The organism is Chitinophaga eiseniae, assembly GCF_012641265.1.
Classification (GTDB): domain Bacteria; phylum Bacteroidota; class Bacteroidia; order Chitinophagales; family Chitinophagaceae; genus Chitinophaga; species Chitinophaga eiseniae_A.
Window position 1 is genome coordinate 600,669 of the sequence record NZ_JABAHZ010000002.1, and the last position, 25,633, is coordinate 626,301.

A 25,633-nucleotide genomic window follows, 5' to 3' on the forward strand; every position below is an offset into this window, starting at 1 on the left:
AAGATTCCCGTTATAGTAATTTTGACCCGCTGCCTTTCTGCCTGGTTTTTGCTTTTTTTTGTACGTTTGCCATCAACTAAATCCAATTAAGTGATGGTAGATTTTTCGCACCTGCAGGATTTTTTGCGTCCTGTTTCCAAAGCTGTATTAAACGATGATCAGGAGTATGACCCGTTCCAGGTAGGGGGTGTGATCGACGTGTATGAAGAACACCATCAACCGGATATAGAATCGGCCGATATTATTTTGCTGGGTGTGGGTGAAGAAAGAGGGAGCGAATCCGGCAAAACGGGTACTAACGGACCAGATGCCATACGCCGTGAATTTTTCCGCCTCTACAACTGGCATCGTGATATTAAGCTGGCCGATATTGGCAATCTTCAATCAGGCGCCTTTCTCGCAGATGCCTACGCAGCTATGAAGACGGTGATAGCAGAATTATTAGCCATCAACAAAACCGTTATCATCCTGGGCGGTTCTCACGATCTCACCTATCCGCAATATAAGGCCTATGCTTCCCAGCAATTAATTATTGAGGCTACCGTAGCCGATGCCCTGATAGACTTGAAAGAAGAGTCGTCTGTACGCAGTGAACGGTTTTTAATGGATATCCTTACAGAACAACCCAATTATCTCCGTCATTACAATCATATTGGTTTCCAAAGTTATTTCGTACATCCGCGTATGTTAGAAACGCTGGATAAACTGCGTTTCGATTGTTTCCGGTTAGGACGTATCCGTGAAAACATGGAAGAGGCGGAACCAGTACTGCGGCATTCCGATTTATTTAGCCTGGATATCAATATTATCCGGCATACAGATGCACCCGCGAATCAGCTCTCTCCCAACGGCTTTAGCGGAGAAGAAGCCTGTTCCCTGGCAAGGTATGCCGGGATGAGCAGCCGCCTCTCCTCTTTTGGTATTTATGGATATCGCCCCGAAAAAGATAAAGAACAACTTACCGCCCGGCAGATTTCACAAATGATGTGGTATTTTATGGATGGTCGGGCTGTAAGGAATCGCGAAGCCCTGCTGGAAGATCGTGATGCCTTTTGGGAATTTCATATCGCCTTCTCCGATATAGAAACTGTTTTCCTGAAAAGTAAGAAAACAGGCCGCTGGTGGATGCAATTGCCTGACCGGGAATTTGTTCCATGTGCTTATAATGACTATCTCATGGCCAGTAATAATGAAATGCCGGAGCGGTGGCTACGCCACCAGGAAAGACTGTAAAGAGCATAAAGCACAAAGCGGAAAGCATAAAGCTATTGTGGAGGATGATCTTCGCGAATATTTATAAATTGCTTTGATCAATCTGCACAATAGCTTTATGCTTTCCGCTTTATGCTCTTTAGCTAAATATTAAGCAGTGTGGTCAGTCGCTGTTTGATAAAAGAAGCTTTATTGTCAGTAGATATCATATCGTCATCCAGTCCCTCCATGGTGCGTTTATGCATCTTTTCCACCCGCTCGTCTATCTTCTTGAAATACTCTTCTTTCTTTTCTTCCCAGGCCGATTGTTCGGCTTGCAGCTGTTGTTGCCTGCCGGGATTAAGGCTGGAATATAGATGTTGCAGGGTGTTGTGTAACAGGCTGTCCAGCTGTTTGTAATAAATCACGGCGCAATTATACATCTGGTGGCTGTTGCTCAGACACTGCTGATAATGAATTTCCAATGTATCCAGCGCAGCTTTGGATGTTTGAGAATAGGCGCTGGTGCACAGGAATACCGATAAAATAAGGATAAGGTTTCGCATAGGCTCACTGTGAGCGACAAATATACGAAATAATATTATAATTTATAATAATATTATTAGTGGTCCTGTTTATCCCCTATGGAGCCGCTGCAAACATCGCCTGGTGGGAGGCCGTTGAGCCACACCCGCAGGGCTTCTGTACGTTGGTGGGTAAGCTCCGTCAGGTAATTGGCCTTGCACATGGGAAACACGCTGCCATAGGTTTTGGCGGCAGCGGGATACATGGCTTTCACCTGTGCATCGCGGAACTGGATCCAGATCCGCTGTGCTTCTTTCATGTTTTGAATAAATGCCTTATTGGCCGCGTAATCTTTGATGATCAGCTGATAGATTTCATTCAGTTTTTTGTCGGCTTCTTTATATTCTTGCCCCGCCTGTTTGTTCATCTCCCCCTGGGATTGTGAAAAAGCAGCAGCGCTGCCGGTTATCAGCAAAAGAAAAATAAAAAGAGATTTCATGCTATAAAGGTTTAAAGAATTTGAATGCATATACCATTGGTAGCTTTCCTTCCATTCCCTGAATATAAAACCGGCCGTTTTTTTCTATTGTATTATTAAAGCAATTATAAGGAGAATAATCAAATTCCCGGAATACCTGTAGTTGCAATCCCTGCGCAGTTAGCGTTGTGATAATATCACTCAGCGGATGGTTCCAGGAATAAGAGGTACTTTTGATATTACTGTTGCGATCTGTGTAAGTGCCGGTGGTTTCTTCGATCAGGGCTTCGGTATTGAAATAAGAGTAGGCAACCGTTTTAAAGTAATCATCAAACATCCATACCACCGGGTGAAAATCAGCCATCACGAAATGCCCGCCGGGTTTCAGAAAATGCCCGATCACCTCGGCCCATTTATGCAGATCCGGAAGCCAGCCAATGGTGCCGTAAGAGGTAAACACTGTATCAAAGCGGTCGTTGATATGCGCGGGGGCGTTGTATACATCGCAACAAACGAAGCGGGCCTGTTTGGCCAGCTGCATTTGTGCAGCCAGGGCGTTGGCCTGCGCAATAGCGGTATCGGAAAGATCTACGCCGGTTACCTGTGCTCCCATCCTGGCCAGTGATAAGGTATCCTGTCCGAAATGACACTGGAGATGAAGCAAGTTGGTGTTAGCCATATCACCCAGCAAGGATAATTCTATTTCCTTGAGTGAGTTATTACCGGCCAGGAAGCCTGGGACGTCATAAAATGCTGAGTTAACGTGTATGTCTGTCCGTTTATTCCAGAGTGCTTTATTGGCGGTTAAATAGTCATTATTGGGTTCCATGATGCTACTGTTTAGATGAAAAGATACTCTTCATTTTGAGTGATTTCTTAAGACAGAAAATTGAAAATAAGTTATTTAGAAAATAAAAAAGTTTCCATTAATGGAAACTTTTTTATTTTCTAAATAACTTATTTTCTTAAATCACCACCAGTTCATAAAAATCGCTGGGCGTAAAATATTGCTTAGCCAGCTGCTGTAATTCCTCTGCACTGATTGTTTTGATGATTTGTATATTATTATAAAAATAATTCTCGTCTAAATCATTTAAAATCAAATTTTTCCAGCGTTGTATTAATTGAAAAGCACCATCCAGGTCGCCCAGGATAGAACCGATCATGTAGTTACGAACGAGGTCCAGTTCTTCCTTGGGAACCGGCTCATTTTGGAGGTTCGTTAGTTCTTTATATACTTCTTCTATAGTAGCCTCGCATACATCGCGCCCGGCTTCTGTTTGTATATTCAGCGCACTGGTTTGGCGGAAATTGTATAGCTGCGAGAAAATGCCGTAGGTATATCCTTTTTCTTCCCGGATATTACTCATCAAACGGGAGCCGAAATATCCACCGAAGATGGTGTTTAACACCAGCATCTTCGGAAAGTCAGGGTGGTAGCGGTTAGGGAAATGCCTGGCTATGCGGATAGCACCCTGTACGCCATTTTCATCATTGAAGATCCTGAATTTTTTCTCTTCAGCGGCCTGTATGGGCATGTCGAGCTTTACCAGGTTACTTTCCCCATTCCATTGCGTGCTGCCAAAATATTTATTCAGCAAAGAGATGATGTCGGCTGGCATGTTACCGGCCACAAATATTTTGCAGTTGTTGTAAGTGTAATGTTTCTTATAAAAGGCTTTAAGCCCATCTGCCTGCAAGGCATCATAGGCCATCATGGTGCTTACACGACCATAAGGGTGAAAGTCGCCAAAGAGGTATTTATCAATAAAGCGGTTGGCTACAAAATCGCATTTCAGCAGGTTTACTGCCAGTTTTTGCTTTTGATTTTGTTTATACAGACTCAGCTCCTCTTCCGGAAAAATGGGGTCAAGGATCACTTCCTGCAATGTGGGCAACAACACTTCCGTATGTTTAGAAAGACAGTGGAGGGTGTAAGTTGCATTTTCATGGTAAGCATTCCGGTTAAGGTAAGCGCCATGATAATCTATATTTTCATTGATTTCCTGTGCGGTATGTTTGCTGGTACCATTTCTCATCAGGAAGTTAGTGGCGGCGGCTTCCAGGCTTTCTGTCTCATACCAGCTCCCTGCCGGAAATACGAGTTCGAGCTGTAAGGTTTCCTGCTCATCCGACTTCATGGTATACACCGGAATACCATTGTCCAGTGTAAACAATTCATATGGTTTCAGCTTTATATCAAATTCCACTGCATCTTTAATGGGAGGGGAAATAGTTCTGTTCATCGTATCTTATTTAAACGGTGATGGCTGTAAACAAGCCATAGGGTTAGCTTGCTGCGTAATAGTAAATGGTATTCGAATTTTTTTCATCAAAAAGCAATTTAGCTTCTTCATGTAATTCGGAGGTCGTTACTGCTTCATAATTTTCAAATTCGCGGTTCATAAGGGCGGCGTCACCAAGCAGCTCATAAAATGCCAGGTTGTTGGCACGATTTAATAAACTCATGTCTTCGAATGCCAGTAAGCTTTCCACACGATTTTTCACCTTTTGCAACTCTCTTTCGGAGATGGCTTCCTGCTGGATTTTTTCCAGTTCCAGCTGTATCCCTTTTTCAGCATCTTTCATTTTCACGCCCTTTACCAGTTTACCTTCTATGGTGAGTAGGCCGGCATCGAGGCTGCCAAAGTGATAACAGTCAATGTTGCTGAATAGTTTCTTTTCTTTCACCAGTACCTGGTGCAGACGAGAAGAGCTACCACCACCCAGTACGTCGGAAATCAGGTCGGCTGCATAATAACGTTTATCAGTACGGGCATACATATGGTAGCATTTATACAGCGCGTCCAACGGTACGTTGGCTTTTACTTCCAGTTTATGGGCGGCTGATTGTGGTGGTTCTACCGGCAGTTGGCGCTGGTATTTTTCCCCGGAAGGAATATCGCCAAACCACTTTTCCGCCAGGGCTTTTACCTGGTCTGTAGTAATGTTGCCGGCTACTGAAAGGATGGCGTTTACCGGCCGGTAGTATTTAAAGAAAAATGCTTTTACATCTTCCAGTTTAGCATTTTCTATGTGAGATAATTCCTTGCCTATGGTCATCCAGCGGTAAGGATGGGTGTTGTAGGACAGCTCACGCATTTTATGCCAAACATCGCCATAGGGCTTGTTGATGTAATGTTCCTTAAACTCTTCGGATACTACCTTACGTTGTACATCCAGGCTTTTTTCATCAAAAGCCAGCGATAGCATACGGTCGCTTTCCAGCCAGAAGGCGGTTTCAATATTTTCAGCAGGAAGCTGTATGTAATAGTTCGTCAGATCGCTGGTAGTGTAGGCATTGTTTTCTCCTCCGGCCATTTGCAGGGGCTCATCATATGTAGGAATATTGATGGAGCCACCAAACATCAGGTGTTCAAAGAGGTGAGCAAAGCCGGTTTGCTCCGGGTTTTCATCCCTTGCTCCCACATCGTACAAAACATTTACCACCGCCATGGGCGTGGTATGATCCTCGTGAACAACTACTCTCAGTCCGTTTGCCAGCGTAAACTTATTATAATGAATCATATCTTTTTATTAGTCAATAGGGTAAAAATAGGGAATTACGCGAAGCATTCCGCGTTTTCTCCTGCTTTCTGGTTTTTCCTGCGGAGTATTATTCCAGGTACAGCTCTTTTTTATCGTAGTTGATGGTGAGCGTAAAATCCTTCCAGACATCGTAGCCAATGGAGCCGGCTACCTCTGTAAATACGCCAAGGTCGTCTATATCTTTGCTATAACTGACAGGGACATTTTTTATGCTGTGCCCTCCTACTTCCAGTAAAGGGATGGAGCTGTTGATATAGTACAGCACTTTAACCATATCCTGCACCCGGTCGGTATTGATAGTGGGTAAGGTATTCAGCTTGTTCTTATCTACATAAGGCCAGTTAAAGAGAATACCGTAATCGCCCCCGGTGGTGATGTGGTAATGGCCTGCCAGGCGCGTACCATTGGGCAGTTGTATGGATGCATCAATGATGGGGGTAGTAAAGTTGAGCTGAAAATGCAGTAGCCTGCCAGTGTTACCTATAGGCGTTTTACCTGGTCTGTACAGGAGTAATTGCTGATGTTGATAATCCAGTTTTACGATAAATGACTTCATGAGGGCTACACCAATGATACCGTCTACCCGCCCCAAATCGCTGAGATTTTCCAGGTAAACCTTCAGGTAAGGCAGGCGTTGTTCCTGGAGATAAAGGGCATTGATGGTAGTAACAGCTGTTTTAATCATGGCATTGTTGGTGCCTGTCATATAGGCTTCTCCACTGTGTTTAAGGTGTAATTTTTCAGCGGTGGGCATATGCAGTATGGTTACTTCTGCCCCGCTGTCGAAAATAAAATGAAGGGTATCCGTACTGCCCGACAGCAGTACAGGAATGATCACATGTTTATCCACCAGTTGAAAAGGGATCACTGCTACCGGGTTCCTGTTGTCATCCGTTGTTGCAGCCGGGTTTTTACGCTGTGCATAGGCTGACAGCAGGGAACAACAAGAAAACACGGTTACTATCCATAAAAAACGCCACATGACACAAATAACGTCAAAGAATACTTTTTATTGGCAATTTTTTGAGCATCAGGTCATTATCCCGGTTAATCAGGCATACGGCACGGGTGCCAATGTTTTTTAATATATCGCGAAACAACTGGAGGTTAGGCCCCAGGTTATTGTTGATAGCCAGGATGATATCGCCCTTTTTAAAACCGGCTTTTTCTGCCGGAGAGCCCTTGATAATATCTGTAACCTCTACCCGGCCGTTGATCAGGTAAATAACCAGCCCGGTATAGGAGTAGTCGAACATGTCCCGGAAGTGTGAATTTGGGACCATATAAATTTCTTTCTTCGCATAGTTGAGGGTAATGTTAAAGCGGCGTAGCAGGTCATTGCCGATCATGCCTCCGAGGAACGGATAGGCGGTAACGTTACTTTGATCGTCGAAGATGTAGGTCGGTACATTTTTGAAGGCATAGTTACCAATACGGAATTCGTTGATGGTAGTCAGCGACATGCTCATTTTGCCCCCCAGTCCCTGCGCTTCGGTTTGTATAATTTTTCTGCCGCGACGCCTTCTTTTTTCCAGCAGGCTGCTGTCGTTTACAAACTGTTGCGATAACAGCAGGCACATACCGGCGCCGGTATCAAAATAATAGCGGTTGTTGACTGTTCTGACATCGTTTCTCAGGGGAGCCGATACCAGTGGGATTTGCGTGAGAGAAGGCCGTAGTAACTGTCCTCCTCTCGGGTAATTAAATTTTCCTTTGGAGTAGATGATAATTTCCTCGGTATCATAGTCTACAGTGACGATATACCGGCTTAAGAGGCTATATCCGATAATACCATCTACCTGTATCCCATATACCTGGCTGATAAGTTCATAATCGTTGATATGAAAATCGAGGCTATCTACTTTTAATCCTGGTAATATCAGGGAATGATGCCTGGCAAAAGACACCGGTTTGGAGCTTCCCAATCCCTTGATGATCCGGTCTGATGGTTCCATTTTGATGCCCATTCTCAGGCAGGTAGCTGTATCGAGCGAGATGCCTGCACTGCCGGTGTCCAGGATAAACTGGAGGGTATCAGGGTGGCCATCGAGCAGGGCTTGTACAACTACTACCCCGCCGTAATACTGCTTGAAATGAAAACGGGTGATCAGCGTGGCGTCGGGAGTACTATCGGTGACAAAAGAGGTGTTTCGGGCCTGGACATTGGTTGCTCCGGCAATTATTGCCAGTAATAACACAACGTGTAACAGAATTGGTCTAAGCATACTGGGGACTGCAGGAATGTGTATGATGCTAAATTTAACATTAAAAAGTGTTTGTATAAAATATTTTTAATACAAACGGTTAACTGCCTAAACACTACCTTTGTCAAAGTTTTTCCCGGTTAGAAATATAGCACATGGAACTTCAGGATTTATACAAAAAGGCGCAGCATTTCGAGTTTCTGACAGCTGCAGAAGGGGTTTACCTCTTTGAAAATGCACCGCTGGCAGAGTTGATGGAAATAGCCAACGAGTTACGGAAACAACAGGTACCTCATGGAAAGGTAACCTGGCAGATAGACAGGAACGTAAATACCACCAACGTATGTACGGCCAACTGTAAATTCTGTAATTTTTACCGCATTCCTGGCCACAAGGAGGCCTATATTACGCCCATTGAAGAATACAAAAAGAAGATCGACGAAACGTTGAAGTATGGAGGCGACCAACTGCTGCTACAGGGAGGACACCATCCCGAGCTGGGGTTGTCTTTTTACGTGAACCTCTTCAAAGAGTTAAAACAACTATATCCGGAGCTGAAACTCCACACCCTCGGGCCCCCCGAAGTAGCACATATTACCAAGCTGGAAAAAAGTACACATATTGAAGTATTGCGTGCTTTGAAAGAAGCCGGTATGGACAGCTTACCCGGCGCTGGCGCAGAAATACTGAATGACCGTGTACGCCGGCTGATTTCCAAAGGTAAATGCGGGGCACAGGAATGGCTGGATGTGATGCGGGCTGCACACAAACTGAACATTGCCTCCTCTGCCACCATGATGTTTGGTCACGTAGAAACAGTAATGGAGCGCTTTGAGCACCTGGTGGATATCCGGCAGGTACAGAGCGAAAAACCGGAAGGCCACTATGGCTTTACGGCATTTATACCCTGGACATTCCAGGATGTGGATACCTTGCTGGCCAAGATCCGCGGAGTGCATAATATGACTACAGCAGAAGAATACATCCGTATGATTGCCCTCAGCCGTATTATGTTGCCGAATATTAAAAATATCCAGGCTTCCTGGTTAACGGTGGGTAAGCAGGTAGCACAGCTCTGCTTGCATGCCGGCGCCAACGATTTTGGTTCTATCATGATTGAGGAAAATGTGGTAAGCGCTGCAGGTGCACCGCACCGGTTTACCTACTTATCTATGCAGGAGGCCATCCGTGAGGCTGGTTTCGAACCGCAACTGCGTACCCAGCTTTACCAGTTCAGGGAACTCCCGGTATCAATCGAAGAGCAGGTAATCAACTACTAAAGATATCATCTCCTAAAAAAGGGCACTACAGTAATGTGGTGTCCTTTTTTATTTTTTTCACAAGGTATTCATTAGCAATTCGTTAACAATTGAAAAAAAATTGTTAAAACTTCCGGGTGGGTGTTACAAATGGCTGCTTTCTACGTCTAACAGATAGAATTTAATCAAACTAAAGGAGGGAATATGAAAAAGCTGGGTCTTATCATGGCAGGATTAGCAATCATGACCATGGCAGCCTGTTCAAGCACCAAAGTAACGTCTTCCTGGCGTTCCAATAATGCTCCGCAGCTGCAAAAGGATAACAAAATTATGGTGATGGCATTGGTACCTCAAAAAGATCGTACACTCCGTAGCCAGATGGAAAATTATACGGTATCTGAACTGAGAAAGAAAGGATATAATGCAGTATCTGCCCTACAAACTTACGGTCCACAGGAAATGGGTAAAATGACCGAAAAGCAGGTAGTTCAGCAGTTACAGGGAAGTGATGTAAACCAGGTCATGACGATTGTCATGCTGGATAAAGGCAGAGAAAGGACCTATGTTCCCAACTATTCTCCGTACGGTTATTACGGATTCTGGCCTTACTACTCTATGTGGTATTCCAGGATGTACGCCCCGGGATATTTTACCTACAATACGAAATACCAGTGGGAAGGTAACCTGTATGATCTGAAAAGCGGACAGTTGTTGTACTCCGTGCAGTCACAGTCTTTTGATCCGCCAACAACAGAAAGAATGGCCATTTTGTATGCACAGCGTGTAGTAAAGGATATGACCAGACAACAATTATTGGCGAAACAATAACGAGGCTAGTTATATAGTTTTTGAGAGATGCAGCAAGCAGGAGTTCCCTGTCTGCTGCATTTTTTTTATCGTCCATAACTAAATGCTGGTTGGATTTTACATGAAATCGATGTATGTTTAACGCCCTTTATAAATCCAGCTATGTTCGAAGTCACGATCAATGAAAACATGTACCTGCGGCAACTGCAGGTGCAAGATGCTCCCCTGGTGTATAAGCAGCTGGACGTATCCCGGAAAAGCCTGAGGAAGTTTTTACCCTGGGTGGACTATAATACCAATGAAGAACACTCCCTGCGTTTTATACAATTAATGCTGCGTAAGGCGGAAGAACAAGAGGCGGTGGCGCTGGGCATATGGTATCAGCAGCAGCTTTGTGGTGTAATAGACCTGCATGGCTGGGATCATCAGCTGCAAAAAGCTGAAATCGGGTATTGGGTCGGCGAATCCTTTCAGGGTAAAGGTATTGCTACTGCCGCCTGTAAAGGGCTTATATCCTTCGCGTTTAAGAAACTGCACCTGAATAAAATAGAGATCCGCTTTGTGCTGCAAAATGAAAAAAGCGGGCAAATCCCAATCAAGCTGGGATTTGCCAAAGAAGGTACTTTACGTCATAGCGCCAAACTCCATGGACAATATGTTGATATGGTCGTGATGGGAATTTTGCGCCAGGACTGGAAATATTAGCTTTTTATACTTTGTCTTACCTTACTGTGCTTCTTTCCATAAAATTGGTAAATGACCATGCCTATGGCCATCCAGATGATGAGCCGAAGCCAGGTATCCCATGGTAAAAAGGCCATCATCACAGCACAGGTAAGGATTCCCATGATGGGCACGAATGGCACCCACGGAGTTTTGAAGGCACGGGGTGCATCGGGCATAGAGCGCCGCATCATCCATACGCCACCGCATACGATTACAAAGGCCAGCAAGGTCCCTATGCTGGTCATCTCCCCTACCACCCTGATCGGCACCAAGGCTGCGAATAAGCTCACGAAAATACAGAAGAGAATATTCGATTTCCACGGAGTGCGGTAACGGGGATGAACCTCCGAAAATATTTCCGGCAGCAATCCATCTTTAGACATCGAATAAAATACCCTCGACTGGCCCCATAAATCCACCAGGATAACGGAGGTATACCCCACGATAATCGCCAATATAATCATCTGGCCCAGCCATTTATACGGCGTATGCGCAATAGCGATAGCCACGGGCGCAGCGCTGTTTTTAAACGCCTGGTAAGGCGCCAGGCCAGTGAGTACATGCGCAAAAAGAATGAATAGCACCGTACATACCGCCAGCGACCCCAGGATACCAACAGGCATATTGCGTCTTGGGTTTTTGGTTTCCTGTGCAGCTGTACTTACAATATCAAAGCCCAGGTATACAAAGAAGATCACCCCTGCTCCTCTCAGGATGCCTGATACGCCAAATTCACCGAAAGTGCCGGTATTTTTGGGAATATAAGGCGTGAGGTTGGCCGGTTGTATGTATTTCCAGCCCAGGATAATGAAAACAAGTACCACGCCTACTTTCAGCGATACTACCACTGCGTTCCAGAGGGCAGAGCCCTTGCTGCCACGCATCAGGATCAGCGACATGAGTATTACGACCAATGCCGCCGGCAGGTTGAAATAGCCGTGCGTAGTAACGCCATTGGCCAGGGTAACGGCTTCAAAGGGTGAATGTACCAGTTGCGCAGGAAGATAGATCTGGTAGCGCGACAGGAATTCCACCAGGTAGTTAGACCAGCTGATGGCTACTGTAGCCGCTCCCACGGAAAATTCCAGCACCAGGTCCCAGCCTATAATCCAGGCCAGTTGCTCTCCCATAGTAGTATAGGCATAGGTATATGCGCTACCGGCTACGGGTATCATAGAAGCAAATTCGGCATAACAAAGGCCTGCAAAAGCACAGCCAACGCCTGCCACAATAAAGGATAGCGTAACTGCCGGCCCTGCGTTGTTGCCGGCTGCTGGTCCGGTAAGGGAAAATAACCCGGCGCCAATGATTACGCCCAGCCCCAGCATTAAAAGCTGAAACCCATTCAGCGAACGCTTCAGGGTATGTTTGTTTTCACTGGCCGACTCGTCGAGCAGCCAGGACAGAGGTTTCTTGTAGTATTGCTTCATTATATTATCCTACTATTTTAGTGGACTAGTGCGCAAAAGTAGGATATTATTTATGAATTTACGGATTTTGGATGCCGGTGTGTTGATTCCGCATCCAAAATCCGTTATCCTCATATACTTATGCGATATCGCAGATTTCAATAGCCTGTGAAAGGGACGCAATCTGGTCTTTATGCGCGGGGATAAACTCCTGTGCTACATGGCCTGTGAAGCCGGTTTCATGGATTGCTTTCATGATGGCAGGGTAATACAGTTCCTGGGTTTCGTCAATTTCATGGCGGCCAGGTACCCCTCCGGTATGGTAGTGGGCAATATATTCGTGGTGGTCGCGGATGTTGCGGATAACATCCCCCTCCATGATCTGCATATGATAGATGTCGTATAGCAGCTTGAAGTTTGCAGAACCCAATGATTTACAAAGTGCTACGCCCCAAGCGGTATGGTCGCACTGGTAGTCATGGTGGTCTACTTTACTATTGAGCAGCTCCATTACCAGGGTCACTTTTTTCTTTTCGGCATAACCGATAACGCGTTGCAGCCCTTTGGTACAGTTTTCAATGCCTTGCTCATCACTCATTCCATTACGGTTACCGGAGAAGCAGATCAAATTGGTGAAGCCGGCTTTCGCGGTTTCATCGATATAGTGTTTGAAGTATTCTTCCAGTTTGTCGTGGTGAGCAGGATTGTTAAACCCTTTGGAGATACCCCATTCAGGGCCGTTACTGGCCACCATGGCGGTGATCATATCATTTTTCTTCAGGATGCTGAAATCTTTCGGATCTACCAGGTCGATAGAGTGGAACCCGATTTTTTTAGCGGCCTTGCACAGGTCGTCCAGTGGAATATTGTAACACCAGGCGCATACCGAGTGGTTGATTTTACCTTTCAACTTGTAATCAACTGCCTGCTCGTGGGCAGATGCCCTGTTGGACAGGGACGATAGCGCGGTGGATGCTAAGGCCATGGAGGCAACTTTTTTGATCATATCGCGGCGTGAGTTTTCCTGGTGCATAAAATGGTTTGCTTTTAAAGAGCCATCAATGTAATCGAAATAATGCTTATTTGCAAGCCCCTGCTATCTTTTGGGGCGAAAAAGGGGAAATACGCATTTTGCCTTTTGCGTAGAACCAACGGCTGTTCTCCCACGTAAATATGGTAACTTACAGGTAGTATTCAAAATTGGTAAGTAATTTGTTTAACGAAGAGAAAAGCGGAGGTTGAAAATGCAAAAAAAGTATACTCCAAGTTTGTGGGTTTGCATATTGCTGGATTTAATAGGATGCGCCAGTTACGCGGTCCCGGTTTTAGGCGAGGCCAGTGATTTTATCTGGGCGCCGATTTCTGCCATTATTTTTTACCGGATGTTTGGGGGTTCTCCCCTCGCTACTTTTGGTAGCATTTTTAACTTTATCGAGGAATTATTTCCGGGAACCGATTTTATCCCCACATTTACCATTGCGTGGGTATTGAAGCGGGTAATGGCCGGAAGGAGAACTACCGTTTCAGCGCAATAGATGATTCACTAAAATAACTAAGGGCTTTCATTTTGTGGCTGCCGCCGCAAGATGAAAGCCCTTCACTCTTGGTGAAATTGCTTAGAAGCCGCCTCTCTGGCGGAATCCGCCGCCCCGTCCACCCGGGAAATTCATCATACGGGGACCTTTATCCCCCATTTTACCGTTATTGCCACCAAACTTATTCAGGAAGTAAGTGAAGCTGATCATGAAATATTGCTGCAGCACATTGCTTTGTGTGTCCTGGATATAGTTGTCGGAAACGGAACGCGATACACTGATATACTGTTTCAGTAAATCAAATCCCTGCACTTTAATCAATCCCTGCTTTTTAGGGAATACATACTTCGATACATTGGCGTTCCACATTGTAGAAGTAAGGTTATATCCTGCCTGACGGCCGCGGCTCATGGTGCAGGTAACGTCGGTGCCTATCATGAAGCCCAGCGGCAGGTTGATGTTGAAGTCGGTGTTAATATTATAATCCAGGTAGCGGGTATCGCTTAGTGTAGAAGCGGTTTTCTGCGTATAGCTGGTAGCGTTATAATTTACACTACCACCCAGCGATACATCGAACAATTCCTTGTACATATAGTTTACATTGGCCGACTGCGACAGCTGCAATGTATTGGTATAGCTGATCACGTTATTGCTGGCAACCACATCGCGGCTGTAACTCACTGTAGTTCCGGTGTTCAGGTTCTGTCCGGGCGTTTTCGACAAAGGGATAGAATTATGCACCATTCCCCTTATGTTAAAATAGCCGTTAACGTTAATTGGCTTTACGGTCTGTTTCCCTGTTTTAGGATCCAGTGTAGTAGCGTTGATGATCCTGTTTACCGCATAGGATCCGCTCAGGGATGCAAACATACCCCGGAATGTGATATTGTTGAACTGGTTATAGTTAACATTGAGGGAGTTGTTGAAAGTAGGCTTCAGATCAGGATTTCCCAGTTGTACATACAATGGGTTACTGTTGTCTGGCACCGGCGCCAGCTGCTGAACTGAGGGTTGCTGGGTGCTTCCATTATAGTTGATCCGTAACCGTTTGTTTTTTGCAAACATATAATTGAAAGACGCCTGGGGAGAGAAGTTGACGGTATGCTGCCTGATCAGGCTATCCTTGCCGGTGCGGAAGGAATGCGTCATATTATCCAGGTCGTTGAACAATACGTTTAGCCCAAACGAATAATCATATTTTAGCTTGTTGGTACGAAGCGACAGACCCGCCTGTTGATTCACCGTATTGTTGGTGAAAGCGTTGCTGAGCGAGTCATTCAGGATATTATAATCGCCCTTTCCACCATCATAATCGTATGTATATTTTGTACTCTTGCTGTTGTATTTCGTGATACCGTAATTAGCTTCTACATAACGGTCTTTCCCCACGGGCTCTGTATAGGTAACGTTTACACCTTCATTCCAGCTGTCGGTATTGATATCATTGCGTTGGTTAAACGTTACTACGCTATCCGGGTTGAAGTAAGTGATGCTCGATTTATTGAAATTCTGCTGTTGATTATTGCTGTTGCTATAGCTGAAATTGGCGCTGAGTGTCCGGCCTACCTTTTTGAATTTTTTTCGGAAAAGCAGCGACCCGCCTATATTCTGACTATTACCTTGTCCGTCGTTATAGGTAATCCCCTTGTTGATGGTATCGTTTAAATTATTGAGCAGCGATACGTTTTGTGTAACACTGTAGCTATTCCCATTTGTGAGCGAATAGGTAGGTGAAAAGATCAGGGAATGCAGGCTATCGATGGTGTATTCCACACGGGCAGAGAAGCGGTTGTTGCTATTGTCTGTCAGCGATGACGAGTTGTTGTTATCGTAGTTGGTATTAGGATTTTTCAACGAATCGACCGTAAATGTTTGCCTGGCTGTTTTCTGCTCTACGTTCAGTTTGGTATCATTGAAGAAATAGCTGCCGTTTACGACCAGGTTTTTACCAAAGTCCTGGTTGAAGTTAAGGCCGGTGTTCCAGTTGCGGGTAATACCGGCATTGTTACTGCTGCCGCCCAGGCCTTGTACCATCATACGCATCCCTCCGCCCCCGCGGCCGCCTCCCCGGCCTCCACCGCCGCCGGCAGAGCTAAAGCTCATCTGATCCTGTTGGGTATACCCCATGTTGTTAACGTTATTTCCGCCGCCCAATAGCGACAGCTGCTGATTTTCCCGGAAGCGGTTTAGGCTGAGGGAAACGCCGAAGCGGTCGTCGGTACCGTAGCCTGCAGTGGCGCGGCCAAACATACCTTTCTTCTTATCCTTCTTAATAGTGATGTTGATCGTTTTCTCCGTTTGCCCATCATCGATGCCGGTAAACTGCGCCTGGTCAGACTTTTTATCGATCAGCTGTACTTTGTCGATGATATTGGCGGGCAGGTTTTTGGTAGCCAGTTTGGGATCGCTGCCGAAGAACGGTTTACCATCTACCAGTACTTTGGTAACAGTTTCCCCTTGTGCTGTGATGGCGCCGTCTTTATCTACTGTAACGCCGGGCAGCTTTTTCAGCAAGTCTTCTACCACCGCATTTTCGCGGGTTTTGAAGGCGTCGGCATTAAATTCGAGTGTATCTTTTTTCACTACAATAGGCGGCTTCTCGTCTACTATTTCTACGGTATTCAGTGTTACGCCTTTGCGTACCATGGGGATATTTCCCAGCGTAAGTTGTTGATGGTCGGTATTGATCTGTATTAATTTATTAACGGGCTTATAGCCCAGGAAGCTTACGTACAGTCGGTATGCGCCGTTGGGGATATTGGTGATTTCAAAGTTTCCTTTGGTATCTGTCATCGAGGTACTGGCAACACTGGAGTCTTTTGCATTTAACAGTACAACGGTTGCGGCGGGCATGGCTTCCCTGGAAGTAGAATCAGTTAGTTGGCCTTTAATCTTTCCTTGTTGCGACTGAGCATGGGCATGAAGAATGCCCAAACTCAGTATCAACAAGAGTTGTAGAAGTTTTTTCATAAATGATATTAACAGGACGGGGGTAAGTTAGGATGAAAATTTACAATTGTGGTTGCCGCTTACGTAATTTCTCCATCTCTTGTCTCCTGATATCTCTCATCTGTTCCTGGCTTACTTTTTCAGCACCGGCAGGAACGCCCAAATCAGTGTCTGTAATGGGTTTCAGGCTAATATTTTTTGCTGTAAATGCCCGTCTGCTGCCTTCGGCAGATAAAACCACTGCGTTACTATCGGGCAATAAACCGTTTATTGGAGAGAATGCAAATGGCAGTTCGGTGGTATACCAAACGGTGTAGGTATCGTCTTTTAGCTGGATGGTGGCCTTTTTGCAGGTATAGCCAGCTATCTTTTTTGTTTTGTCGGTGGATTTGTTATTAGCGGTATAGATAAAATCTTCTTCGGTATAATATGTTTTCTTATCATCTCCGAAGGTGGTGAACACCTGGTCGTATTTTTTGTTGGCCAGGTCTACGTATTGCGTATTGTTGCCGCGAAAGCCCATACCTCCGCCCATGCCTGGTCTGCGGAAATTGCGGGAACTGGTATCTCCCTCCGGGCGCCGTCTGCCTGCACCGCCGAAGTCGGGCCGTTCGGTGGTAAGTTTACCGAGATTGTTGTTAAAAGTAAAGGTTTGTTTAAAAGTAATGACATCAGGGATTTGTGGGGTCTCTTCGCCATCACCGCCGCCGCGCTGGAAGCCACGCATACGTTCGGGGTCTGTTTTTGCGGTTACTTCGTATTCAATCGTGCCTGATTGCTGTGCCAATACAGGGCTGGCGGCAGATAGCAGCGTAACTGCAAAGAATAAACGGATAGTTTGGTTCATACCTGGTTGTTTTTGTACTACAAAAGTGCTCGTTCGCTTTCATTTTTTGGGTTAAAAAGCTTTATTTACTGTTATTTACTGTTAAGGTCCATGGGCAAGCGTTAATCTTCCTTATTTACTGTTAATTACTGTTAAGGAGTTGACGGGTATTAGGCCGCGATTGGATAGTTTTGTAAGGAGCTTAAAAATTTTCATGCGACAAAGAATCAGAAATATCCTCATCCTTATGTCTGTTTGTATACTGGGCATATTTCTGTTCCAGGGGTACTGGTTGTATAACTCCTACAAACTAAGGGAAGAGCAGTTCAATAAAGAGATTAACGAATCGCTGAGAATGGCGGTGTTTAACAAGCAGTTTTCTGATGTACGCCGCTATATCCGGTATTTTGGCAAGGATAAAGATTCACTGAATTCGCCGATGCGGGGTGTAGCTGAGCAATTGGAAGAAATAGGCATGCCCAGGGGTAAGCGGTTTAAAGGCCATGCCTTTTATCCAGGGCCACCCCCTCCCCCTGAAGCCTTCCACGGCGATTCTAATGTGCGGGTATACGCCGATACCCTGGCCCGGCAGATTTCTGAGATCCTCATTACCAGCAACTTACATGACGATAGCACCAATATGAAGAAGCTGGATTCGGTATTCCGGGTGGAGCTGGCCAACCGGCAAATTGCGACGCCCTATAGGCTGGATACCTTCCACTACAGCTTTACCGGGTTGGGCCGGGAAACCTTCAGGGACAGTATCCGGCGCCGGGAGCCCAGGCAAACGGCTAAAATCCCTTTTAATCCCGCCAGTAACCTGTTTGTTCAGGCTACATTCGACTCTCCCCTGCAGTTTATATTACAGAAGATGATCTGGACCCTGCTCGCCTCCGTGGTGCTGCTGGTGCTGACTACGCTCTGTTTTACCTATATGCTGAGAACCATCCTTAAACAAAAGAAGTTATCCGAGGTAAAGAGTGATTTCATCAACAACATGACGCATGAGCTGAAAACCCCGATTGCTACCGTATCTGCGGCAGTAGAGGCCATGCTCAACTTCAATGCGTTGAATGATCAGCGTAAAACCCAAACCTATCTCGACATTTCAAAAAATGAGCTGCAACGCTTGTCAGACCTGGTGGAGAAGGTATTGCATATTGCTGCAGAAGAGAAGGAAGATATAGAGCTGTTCCGGGAAGAAACCGACCTGAATGAAATCATAGATAATATCTTATCGAATCACCAGCTGAAAGCGGGCAAACAGCTGCAGTTACGCTATGACAACAACCTGGCCGGAAAGCTGGTATATGTGGATAAGACGCACCTGGCCAATGCCATCAATAACCTGGTAGATAATGCCATCAAGTATTCGGGAGAACATGTACAGCTATATATCCAGACCAGCCTGGAAAACGGTATCCTGAAAATCCGGGTGAAAGACAACGGTATTGGCATTCCTAAAGTATACCAAGGTAGTATCTTTGATAAGTTTTTCAGGGTGCCTACCGGCAACCTGCATAATGTGAAAGGGTTTGGGTTAGGACTGAGTTATGTACAAAAAATAGTGGAAATGCATGGAGGCAGTATCCACGTGCAGAGCGAGCCGGAGAAAGGCAGTGAGTTCACGATTATTATTCCATCTGCATAGTATTAAAAAGCGATTTATGGCAAAAGTATTATTGATAGAAGATGAAGTACAACTGGGACAAATAGTTAAAGACAGCCTGGAAATACGCGGATTTGAGATGTTGTACGCTGCCGATGGACGGGAAGGGCTTCGCTTGTATCAGCAGGAGCATCCCGATGTGGTAGTACTGGATATCATGATGCCCAATATGGACGGATTTTCCGTTACGGCGGAAATCCGCAAGCAGGATAAGCTTACTCCGATCATCTTTTTGACGGCCAAATCCCAAACGGCTGATGTGGTGAAGGGGTTTGAGCTGGGAGGTAATGACTACCTGAAGAAGCCATTCAGTATGGATGAGCTGATTGTTCGTATTACCGCGTTGCTGAAGCGTTTTGGTGATAATCCTGCAAGCCGTGAACTGGAAGAAGGCGCTGTATCAATCGGGCAATATGTGTTTAATTATACCAAGCAAACCCTGGCCCGCAATAATTCCATTGAGTTTTTGTCACACCGTGAAGCGGCTATCCTGCGCCGGTTGTATGATAACAAAAATGAGGTAATGGAACGTAAAGCGGTGTTACTGGATCTCTGGGGCGACGATAATTTCTTTAATGCGCGCAGTATGGACGTTTTTATTACCAAACTTCGCCGGTACCTGAAAGATGATTCCCGGGTACAGATTGTGAATATCCGTGGCGTGGGATATAAACTTATATTCTAGTGAACAGCAGTCATAGCAGGAGCTACTTCAAAGATGATATATACCCTGGTACCCCTTACCGTATTTTCGTCTCCCGGGAGGTCGGTAATTTCAATATCAAACCGGGTGTGATACATAGATCTGTACAGTGAAGCCCTTTCCATGCATATTTCCATCCCCCTGGAATGGTGATTATTTGTTTTCAGTCCATCATGATGATATTGCAGGGCTTGTACCCGGCCTATACCGTTGTCGGTAACTTCGCAGGCATAGAGGTTTTGCTGCAGTTGTATCCATTGGATATGCAGTTGCCGGTCGGTTTCTTTATGCATTAGTCCGTGCCAGATGGCGTTTTCTACAAAGGGTTGTACCAGCATACACGGAACCGGCAGGGCGGCAGGGGAAATCCGCGGATCGGTTGTGAGGGTATACACAAAGCCGTTGTTGGTACGGAGTTGCTCGAGTTTGAGGTATAAGTCCAGCATATCCGCTTCCTCCTGCAGAGAGATAAAGTTTTTATCGGCCAGCATGAGTACTTTCCTGAGCAGCAAGGCAAAACCAGAAATATATTCCTGTGCCAGGGCGGTTTCGCCGGTCATCAGCGCCGTGTAAATACCGTTGAGGCAATTGAACAGGAAATGTGGATTTACCTGTGATTTGAGGCCGGATAACTTGAGTTCTGATAGTTGGCGCCCCAGCTGTTGCAGTTCATTTTCCTGTTGATTCATATGGTGGGCAATGACTGCTTCATTACTTTTAAGAAGCAGATACCGGGAGCGGTAACGCAGAAAAAGGAGAAAACAAACTGCCGCCACGGTTGCAGCCAGCAACAGCGAAGTTGTGTGTATGGTTATAGGCATAAAGCTCCTCAATTTGCTAATGAAATTTACGCCTTTTCCGCGAAAATAAGCGTTGTGTTTAAACACGGGAGAATCGCTTATCTTTGTCGTTTATGGAACAGTTAGTACAGCAAATAGCAGCCTACAAAGAAGAAATAGCGGCTTTTACGCCTGCGGGCGCAGCGGATCTGGAACAGTACCGCATAAAATTCCTGGGTACAAAAGGTATCGTAAAAGCTCTTTTCGGGGAGATGAAGCAGGTACCGAATGACCGTAAGAAAGAATTTGGCCAGATATTAAACGAATTTAAGCAACTCGCGGAGTCCCGCTATGAGCAGTTCAGTGACCTGAAAGAGGCTGCCGGCGCGGACCAGGGCGATACAGACTATACTTTACCGGCGGCGCCTCACCGGCTAGGTACCAGGCACCCTATCAGCCTGGTGCGCAATAAAATCATCCGGATTTTTGAGCGGCTCGGCTTTACCATTGCCGAAGGACCGGAAATCGAGGATGACTGGCACAACTTTACCGCGCTTAATTTGCCGGAGAACCACCCGGCCCGCGATATGCAGGATACTTTCTTCATCAGCAAGAATCCTGACTGGCTACTGCGTACCCAAACCTCCTCTGCCCAGGTAAGGGTAATGGAAGAGGGAAAGCTGCCTATCCGTATCATCAGCCCGGGAAGGGTATACCGTAACGAAACTATTTCTGCCCGTGCACACTGTTTCTTCCACCAGGTAGAAGGATTGTACATAGACGAGAACGTTTCGTTTGCAGATCTTAAGCAAACACTGTATCACTTTGTACAGGAAATGTTTGGTGAAAATACCGGTATCCGTTTCCGTCCCTCCTACTTCCCATTTACAGAACCCAGTGCTGAAATGGACATTGTATGTTTCATTTGCGGAGGCACCGGCTGCCCGGTATGCAAACAAACCGGTTGGGTAGAAATTCTCGGCTGTGGGATGGTACATCCAAAAGTGCTGGCCAACTGCGGTATTGACCCGGAAAAGTATACCGGATTCGCTTTCGGGATGGGAATAGAACGTATTACCATGCTGAAATACCAGATTAAAGACTTACGCCTGTTTTCTGAAAACGATACGCGTTTCCTGGAACAGTTTGAAGGCGCGATATAGCTTTTAATAATCAGGCAATATGCAAAAAGGGGAAAGCACCAGGCTATTGTGGTGGATGATAAGGCAAAAATTATGATCTAAACAAGCGCCTTTCGTTTTCCCCTTTCTGCCTGCCAGAAAATCTTCCGATGTGATTCAATCTATTGTAGTATGCGGCGCCGGTACTATGGGCGCCGGGATAGCGCAGATAGCAGCGTATAGCGGATTTAATACGGTATTGTTTGATATACAGCAGGAAGGCCTCCACAAAGCCAGGACGCAGATAGAAAAGAGTCTGAGTGCCGCGGTGGAAAAAGGAAAGCTGACGGAGGCAGATAAGCAGGGAGTACTGCAGCGGATCCGTTTTACCACCGATATGGAAGACTGTGTGGCCGATGTGATCATAGAGGCCATCGTAGAAAAGGCTGCCGCCAAAACCACCTTGTTTAACCAGTTGGCGGCCATTAATACTCCCGATACCATCTTCGCTACCAATACCTCTTCCCTGTCAATTTCCGAAATAGCTGAAACAGTAAGTCATCCCTCCCGGGTGGTGGGCATGCATTTCTTTAACCCCGCCCACCTGATGAAGTTGGTGGAAGTGGTGAGTGGAAAACATACTGCTCCGGAAGTAGCCAGCACAGTATTTGAGTTGGCCCTTAAAATGGGTAAGGTGCCGGTTCGGGTAAAAGATACGCCGGGCTTTATTGTGAACAGGGTCGCCAGGCTTTATTACCTGGAGTCGATGCACCTGGCGGAGCAGGGACTGGCGGATTTCAGCACGATTGATCAATTGCTGGAGAGTGCCGGCTTTAAAATGGGCCCATTTGCGTTAATGGACCTGATCGGTAATGATGTAAACCTGGCCGTTACGCAATCGCTTTACGATGCCTTTCACCATGCACCCCGCTTTAAACCCAATGTGCTGCAGGAGCAAAGAGTAAAGGATGGTAAGCTGGGACGCAAAACGGGATTGGGTTTTTACAGGTACGAACAATAGTTTGTTTTAGTAATTTTGGGCCTCTTTAGTAATAGAATTTAATCTTCATGATTTTAGTTACCGGCGGTACAGGTTTTTTAGGCAGTTATTTAATTCGGGCATTAGTGGCTGAGGGGAAACCTGTCAGGGCTTTGTACCGGCAACAACCTTCTCCCCGGTTGCAGGATCTTTCCGGCAAGATAGAATGGGTACAGGGCGATATACTGGATGTATGTTCACTGGAAGATGCAATGGCAGGTGTTAGCCAGGTATATCACTGTGCGGCGGTGGTATCCTTCCAGGATGGAGATAAAGACCGGTTGACGAAGATTAACATAGAAGGTACGGCCAACGTAGTAAATATGGCGTTAGATGCTGGTGTTAAAAAGTTGCTGTATGTAAGTTCTGTGGCTGCGATTGGAAGAGCAAAGGAAAATGCCGCGGTGAACGAGGAATGTGAATGGGAAGACAGTAAGAACAATTCCCGCTACAGCATCAGCAAGTTCCAGGGTGAGATGGAAATATGGAGAGGTATCGCAGAGGGATTGGATGCGGTGATTGTAAATCCGTCGATTATCCTGGGTGCGGGATTCTGGAACGATGGTTCCGGAGCCCTCTTGAAGAATGCCTGGAAAGAATTTCCCTATTATACTGCCGGCGTAAATGGTTTTGTAGATGTAGAAGATGTGGTGGAGGTAATGATACGGTTAATGGACAGTAATATCAGCGGGGAACGGTTTATTCTTTCTGCCGATAACTGGAGTTATCAGCAATTATTTACCACTATGGCCAGGGAGTTGGGAAAGAAGCCGCCCCATATAGCTGCTAAGCCCTGGATGGCCGAGGTGGTATGGCGGATAGAGAAGATAAAGGGAATGCTCACAGGGAAGCATCCGCTGGTTACCAAAGAAACGGCACGTACTGCCCAGATGAAGGTATATTATGAAAACAGGAAGGTATTAGACACGTTGCCGGGGTTTGAGTTCCGGCCACTGGAAGATACCATTCAACATATTGCCACCGCTTTTTTACAGGAGTGCACCGCTGCTCAGTAACTTTATTGGAACAGGAAGGCGGCAATAGCAGCGGCCAGGGTTTTAGACATTTCTGTTTCCACATCCCGGCCTACCCATACCCGGGGTTTATCGCCAGGAATGACAGCCGCCACGGGTTGTCCGCGATATTGGAACTCATAGCATATATTTTCGTACGAATTTACCTTTCCGAAGCGGTTATGGGCGGTAACGCGTATATCTGTATCGGCACACCGGAGGATACCCACCGGTTTATTGTCGTTTAGTTCCAGGTAATGAGGAGCTTTAACAATCATTTCCCAGCGTTTTAAGGGTTCATTTTTGGTGCCGTTGATCAGGGCATAGCGAAGGTCGGTACTACCCGGCAAACTGTTAAGCCAGCCCGGCAAATTGCGATTGCTGAAGGAAATGGCTGATGCGCTCATGGTTTGGATCAGGAGGTGTTCGCCGTTGCCGTTCAGGTAGAAATTAAAAGCGTTTTTCGGGTCTTTGATGAAGGTAGCTTCCGCTACGCCGTTTTTCCGGGAGGTAGTGGAATAAAGGCCAAAAGAGATGGTTTTAGCCGTGAGCCAGCCATCTTTTATCTTGGTGGCGCATTCCTGGTCGTTGGTGTATAGTGAAGAGGTAGTTTGGGTCTTTTGGGTGGTGGTGCAGCTCCAAAGCAGCAAGGGGATAAAAACAGCGAGTAATTGCTTCATGAAGTGGGTGGTTTAAATTTTTGCGGGTCAATTTTACGGAGATTTGTTTATCTGTGGTAACGTAGATAAACAAATCTCCGGAGAGGATTTATTGGAGATCTTTTACTTTTCCCCAGATTTCGGGAATGCGTTTGATCCAGCTGATTTCTTTTCTTTTTTCACGGGCATCAATTGCCGGGGATCCAAAGTATACTTTGCCACCTTCCAGGGAAGATGGAACACCGCTTTGGGCCATTACCACAGCACCTTTTCCGATGGTGAGATCTTTATTCACACCTACCTGTCCCCAAAGGATTACATCGTCTTCAATTTTGGCTTTACCGGCTATGCCTACCTGGGCCGCAACTAGGACGTTTCTGCCAACCACCGTGCCGTGTCCGATGTGGATCATGTTATCCAGTTTGGTACCGCGGCCAATGATGGTGTCGCCACTTACGCCTTTGTCGATGGTACAGCCGGCGCCTATTTCTACATCGTCTTCGATGATGACTCTGCCGCAGCTTTCCAGTTTGTCGTAGATCACTTCCCGGTCGGCTCTTTTCTTAAAGTAAAACGCATCGGCGCCCAGCACTGTTCCTGCGTGGATAATTACATTGTCGCCGATAACAGTATGGTCGTAGATGGTTACATTGGGATGTATAAGACAGTTACGTCCTATGCGCACATGGTTACCGATAAACACGTTGGGCTGAACAACGGTACCCTCTCCTATCACTGCTGTATCGCTGATGGCTTTGGTAGCTGGCTCAAATGGTCTGAATCTTTTCACCAGTTTTACATAGGCACTGAATGGGTCGTCCAATACTAAAAGTGCTTTCCCTTCCGGGCACTCTACCTTCTTGTTGATGATGATGATGGTCGCTGCTGATTGCAAGCTGGCGTTATAGTATTTTTCAAAGTCAACGAAGGAGATATCTCCCGGCGTTACCTTGTGTATTTCGTTAAGACCAGCAGCCATCAATTGGTTGTTGCCAACTAGCTCTGCGCCTATATATGCTGCTATTTCAGTTACTGCAACAGGTGCTTCGAACTTCATATACTCTGAATTATTGAATAATGTTAAAGAGCAACAAAGGTAGTAAATCAGCAATTGCTTCCATCAAAATATGGAGGGACGACGACGATAAAAGAGGTGTTTTTAATAACCGTTATCCACAATTATTTTAGTAGT

23 protein-coding genes are annotated in these 25,633 nt (G+C 45.9%); 9 read left to right on the top strand and 14 right to left on the bottom strand.

All coding sequences use genetic code 11. The annotated features are described in order from the left end of the window. The first annotated feature begins 93 nt into the window (after positions 1-93). Positions 94-1,233 carry a formimidoylglutamase gene (locus HGH91_RS10090; RefSeq protein ID WP_168739011.1) on the top strand — a complete coding sequence of 380 codons (1,140 nt, stop codon included), beginning with the start codon at positions 94-96 and terminating at the stop codon, positions 1,231-1,233. Between the two features lie 122 nt (positions 1,234-1,355). Here the strand turns inward: HGH91_RS10090 and HGH91_RS10095 are convergent, their stop codons facing one another. The 7 genes from HGH91_RS10095 to HGH91_RS10125 form a co-directional block, all read right to left on the bottom strand. Beyond that, positions 1,356-1,757, bottom strand: coding sequence for a lysozyme inhibitor LprI family protein (locus tag HGH91_RS10095; RefSeq protein WP_168738327.1), 402 nt, complete (start codon positions 1,755-1,757; stop codon positions 1,356-1,358). A gap of 56 nt (positions 1,758-1,813) precedes the next feature. Beyond that, positions 1,814-2,215 (bottom strand): lysozyme inhibitor LprI family protein, encoded by a 402-nt coding sequence (locus HGH91_RS10100; RefSeq protein ID WP_168738328.1) that lies wholly within the window; start codon positions 2,213-2,215, stop codon positions 1,814-1,816. A 1-nt stretch (position 2,216) separates the two neighbouring features. Beyond that, the gene (locus tag HGH91_RS10105; protein ID WP_168738329.1) at positions 2,217-3,023 is read right to left on the bottom strand and encodes a class I SAM-dependent methyltransferase; all 807 of its coding nucleotides are present in this window, start codon (positions 3,021-3,023) and stop codon (positions 2,217-2,219) included. 136 nt (positions 3,024-3,159) lie between these two features. Then, positions 3,160-4,440 (bottom strand): M16 family metallopeptidase, encoded by a 1,281-nt coding sequence (locus HGH91_RS10110; RefSeq protein ID WP_168738330.1) that lies wholly within the window; start codon positions 4,438-4,440, stop codon positions 3,160-3,162. A 43-nt stretch (positions 4,441-4,483) separates the two neighbouring features. Then, entirely contained in the window at positions 4,484-5,722 is a 1,239-nt protein-coding gene (locus HGH91_RS10115; RefSeq protein WP_168738331.1) for a M16 family metallopeptidase, read from the bottom strand. Positions 5,723-5,810: 88 nt separating this feature from the next. Beyond that, positions 5,811-6,725: an aspartyl protease family protein gene (locus HGH91_RS10120; RefSeq protein WP_168738332.1), complete on the bottom strand. Its 915-nt coding sequence runs from the start codon at positions 6,723-6,725 to the stop codon at positions 5,811-5,813. Positions 6,726-6,738: 13 nt separating this feature from the next. Then, positions 6,739-7,968 (bottom strand): aspartyl protease family protein, encoded by a 1,230-nt coding sequence (locus HGH91_RS10125; RefSeq protein ID WP_168738333.1) that lies wholly within the window; start codon positions 7,966-7,968, stop codon positions 6,739-6,741. Between the two features lie 134 nt (positions 7,969-8,102). Between HGH91_RS10125 and mqnC the strand changes: the two genes are divergently transcribed. The 3 genes from mqnC (at position 8,103) to HGH91_RS10140 (ending at position 10,718) form a co-directional block, all read left to right on the top strand. Further along, on the top strand, positions 8,103-9,227 hold the full coding sequence (mqnC, locus tag HGH91_RS10130; RefSeq protein ID WP_168738334.1) for a cyclic dehypoxanthinyl futalosine synthase: 1,125 nt from the start codon (positions 8,103-8,105) through the stop codon (positions 9,225-9,227). Between the two features lie 204 nt (positions 9,228-9,431). Continuing rightward, complete coding sequence (locus HGH91_RS10135; RefSeq protein ID WP_168738335.1) at positions 9,432-10,034, top strand: DUF3300 domain-containing protein; 603 nt, start codon at positions 9,432-9,434, stop codon at positions 10,032-10,034. 141 nt (positions 10,035-10,175) lie between these two features. Next, positions 10,176-10,718 (top strand): GNAT family N-acetyltransferase, encoded by a 543-nt coding sequence (locus tag HGH91_RS10140; RefSeq protein WP_168738336.1) that lies wholly within the window; start codon positions 10,176-10,178, stop codon positions 10,716-10,718. Here the strand turns inward: HGH91_RS10140 and HGH91_RS10145 are convergent. The 4 genes from HGH91_RS10145 to HGH91_RS10165 form a co-directional block, all read right to left on the bottom strand. Further along, on the bottom strand, positions 10,715-12,169 hold the full coding sequence (locus tag HGH91_RS10145; protein ID WP_168738337.1) for an amino acid permease: 1,455 nt from the start codon (positions 12,167-12,169) through the stop codon (positions 10,715-10,717). The genes HGH91_RS10140 and HGH91_RS10145 overlap by 4 nt on opposite strands. A 118-nt stretch (positions 12,170-12,287) precedes the next feature. Next, a complete protein-coding gene (locus tag HGH91_RS10150) occupies positions 12,288-13,181 on the bottom strand; it encodes a hydroxypyruvate isomerase family protein (RefSeq protein ID WP_168738338.1) in 894 nt (297 codons plus the stop codon). A 583-nt stretch (positions 13,182-13,764) separates the two neighbouring features. Then, a complete protein-coding gene (locus HGH91_RS10160) occupies positions 13,765-16,653 on the bottom strand; it encodes an outer membrane beta-barrel protein (RefSeq protein ID WP_168738340.1) in 2,889 nt (962 codons plus the stop codon). 40 nt (positions 16,654-16,693) lie between these two features. After that, positions 16,694-17,479: a GLPGLI family protein gene (locus HGH91_RS10165; protein ID WP_168738341.1), complete on the bottom strand. Its 786-nt coding sequence runs from the start codon at positions 17,477-17,479 to the stop codon at positions 16,694-16,696. A 193-nt stretch (positions 17,480-17,672) separates the two neighbouring features. Here HGH91_RS10165 and HGH91_RS10170 point away from each other — a divergent pair, with 193 nt between their 5' ends. Both HGH91_RS10170 and HGH91_RS10175 read left to right on the top strand, forming a co-directional pair. Then, positions 17,673-19,109: a sensor histidine kinase gene (locus tag HGH91_RS10170; protein ID WP_211092257.1), complete on the top strand. Its 1,437-nt coding sequence runs from the start codon at positions 17,673-17,675 to the stop codon at positions 19,107-19,109. Positions 19,110-19,125: 16 nt separating this feature from the next. Next, positions 19,126-19,812, top strand: coding sequence for a response regulator transcription factor (locus tag HGH91_RS10175; RefSeq protein ID WP_168738343.1), 687 nt, complete (start codon positions 19,126-19,128; stop codon positions 19,810-19,812). Here the strand turns inward: HGH91_RS10175 and HGH91_RS10180 are convergent. Then, on the bottom strand, positions 19,809-20,651 hold the full coding sequence (locus tag HGH91_RS10180) for a sensor histidine kinase (protein WP_168738344.1): 843 nt from the start codon (positions 20,649-20,651) through the stop codon (positions 19,809-19,811). The genes HGH91_RS10175 and HGH91_RS10180 overlap by 4 nt on opposite strands. A gap of 92 nt (positions 20,652-20,743) precedes the next feature. Between HGH91_RS10180 and pheS the strand changes: the two genes are divergently transcribed. The 3 genes from pheS (at position 20,744) to HGH91_RS10195 (ending at position 23,785) form a co-directional block, all read left to right on the top strand. Beyond that, complete coding sequence (gene pheS / locus HGH91_RS10185) at positions 20,744-21,772, top strand: phenylalanine--tRNA ligase subunit alpha (RefSeq protein ID WP_168738345.1); 1,029 nt, start codon at positions 20,744-20,746, stop codon at positions 21,770-21,772. A gap of 130 nt (positions 21,773-21,902) precedes the next feature. After that, positions 21,903-22,751 (top strand): 3-hydroxyacyl-CoA dehydrogenase family protein, encoded by an 849-nt coding sequence (locus HGH91_RS10190; protein ID WP_317166819.1) that lies wholly within the window; start codon positions 21,903-21,905, stop codon positions 22,749-22,751. A gap of 47 nt (positions 22,752-22,798) precedes the next feature. Beyond that, positions 22,799-23,785: an NAD-dependent epimerase/dehydratase family protein gene (locus tag HGH91_RS10195; protein WP_168738346.1), complete on the top strand. Its 987-nt coding sequence runs from the start codon at positions 22,799-22,801 to the stop codon at positions 23,783-23,785. Between the two features lie 2 nt (positions 23,786-23,787). Here the strand turns inward: HGH91_RS10195 and HGH91_RS10200 are convergent, their stop codons facing one another. Next, complete coding sequence (locus HGH91_RS10200) at positions 23,788-24,462, bottom strand: hypothetical protein (RefSeq protein ID WP_168738347.1); 675 nt, start codon at positions 24,460-24,462, stop codon at positions 23,788-23,790. Between the two features lie 88 nt (positions 24,463-24,550). Further along, positions 24,551-25,498, bottom strand: a complete 948-nt coding sequence (locus HGH91_RS10205; protein ID WP_168738348.1) for a UDP-3-O-(3-hydroxymyristoyl)glucosamine N-acyltransferase — start codon at positions 25,496-25,498, stop codon at positions 24,551-24,553. Positions 25,499-25,633: the final 135 nt, after the last annotated feature.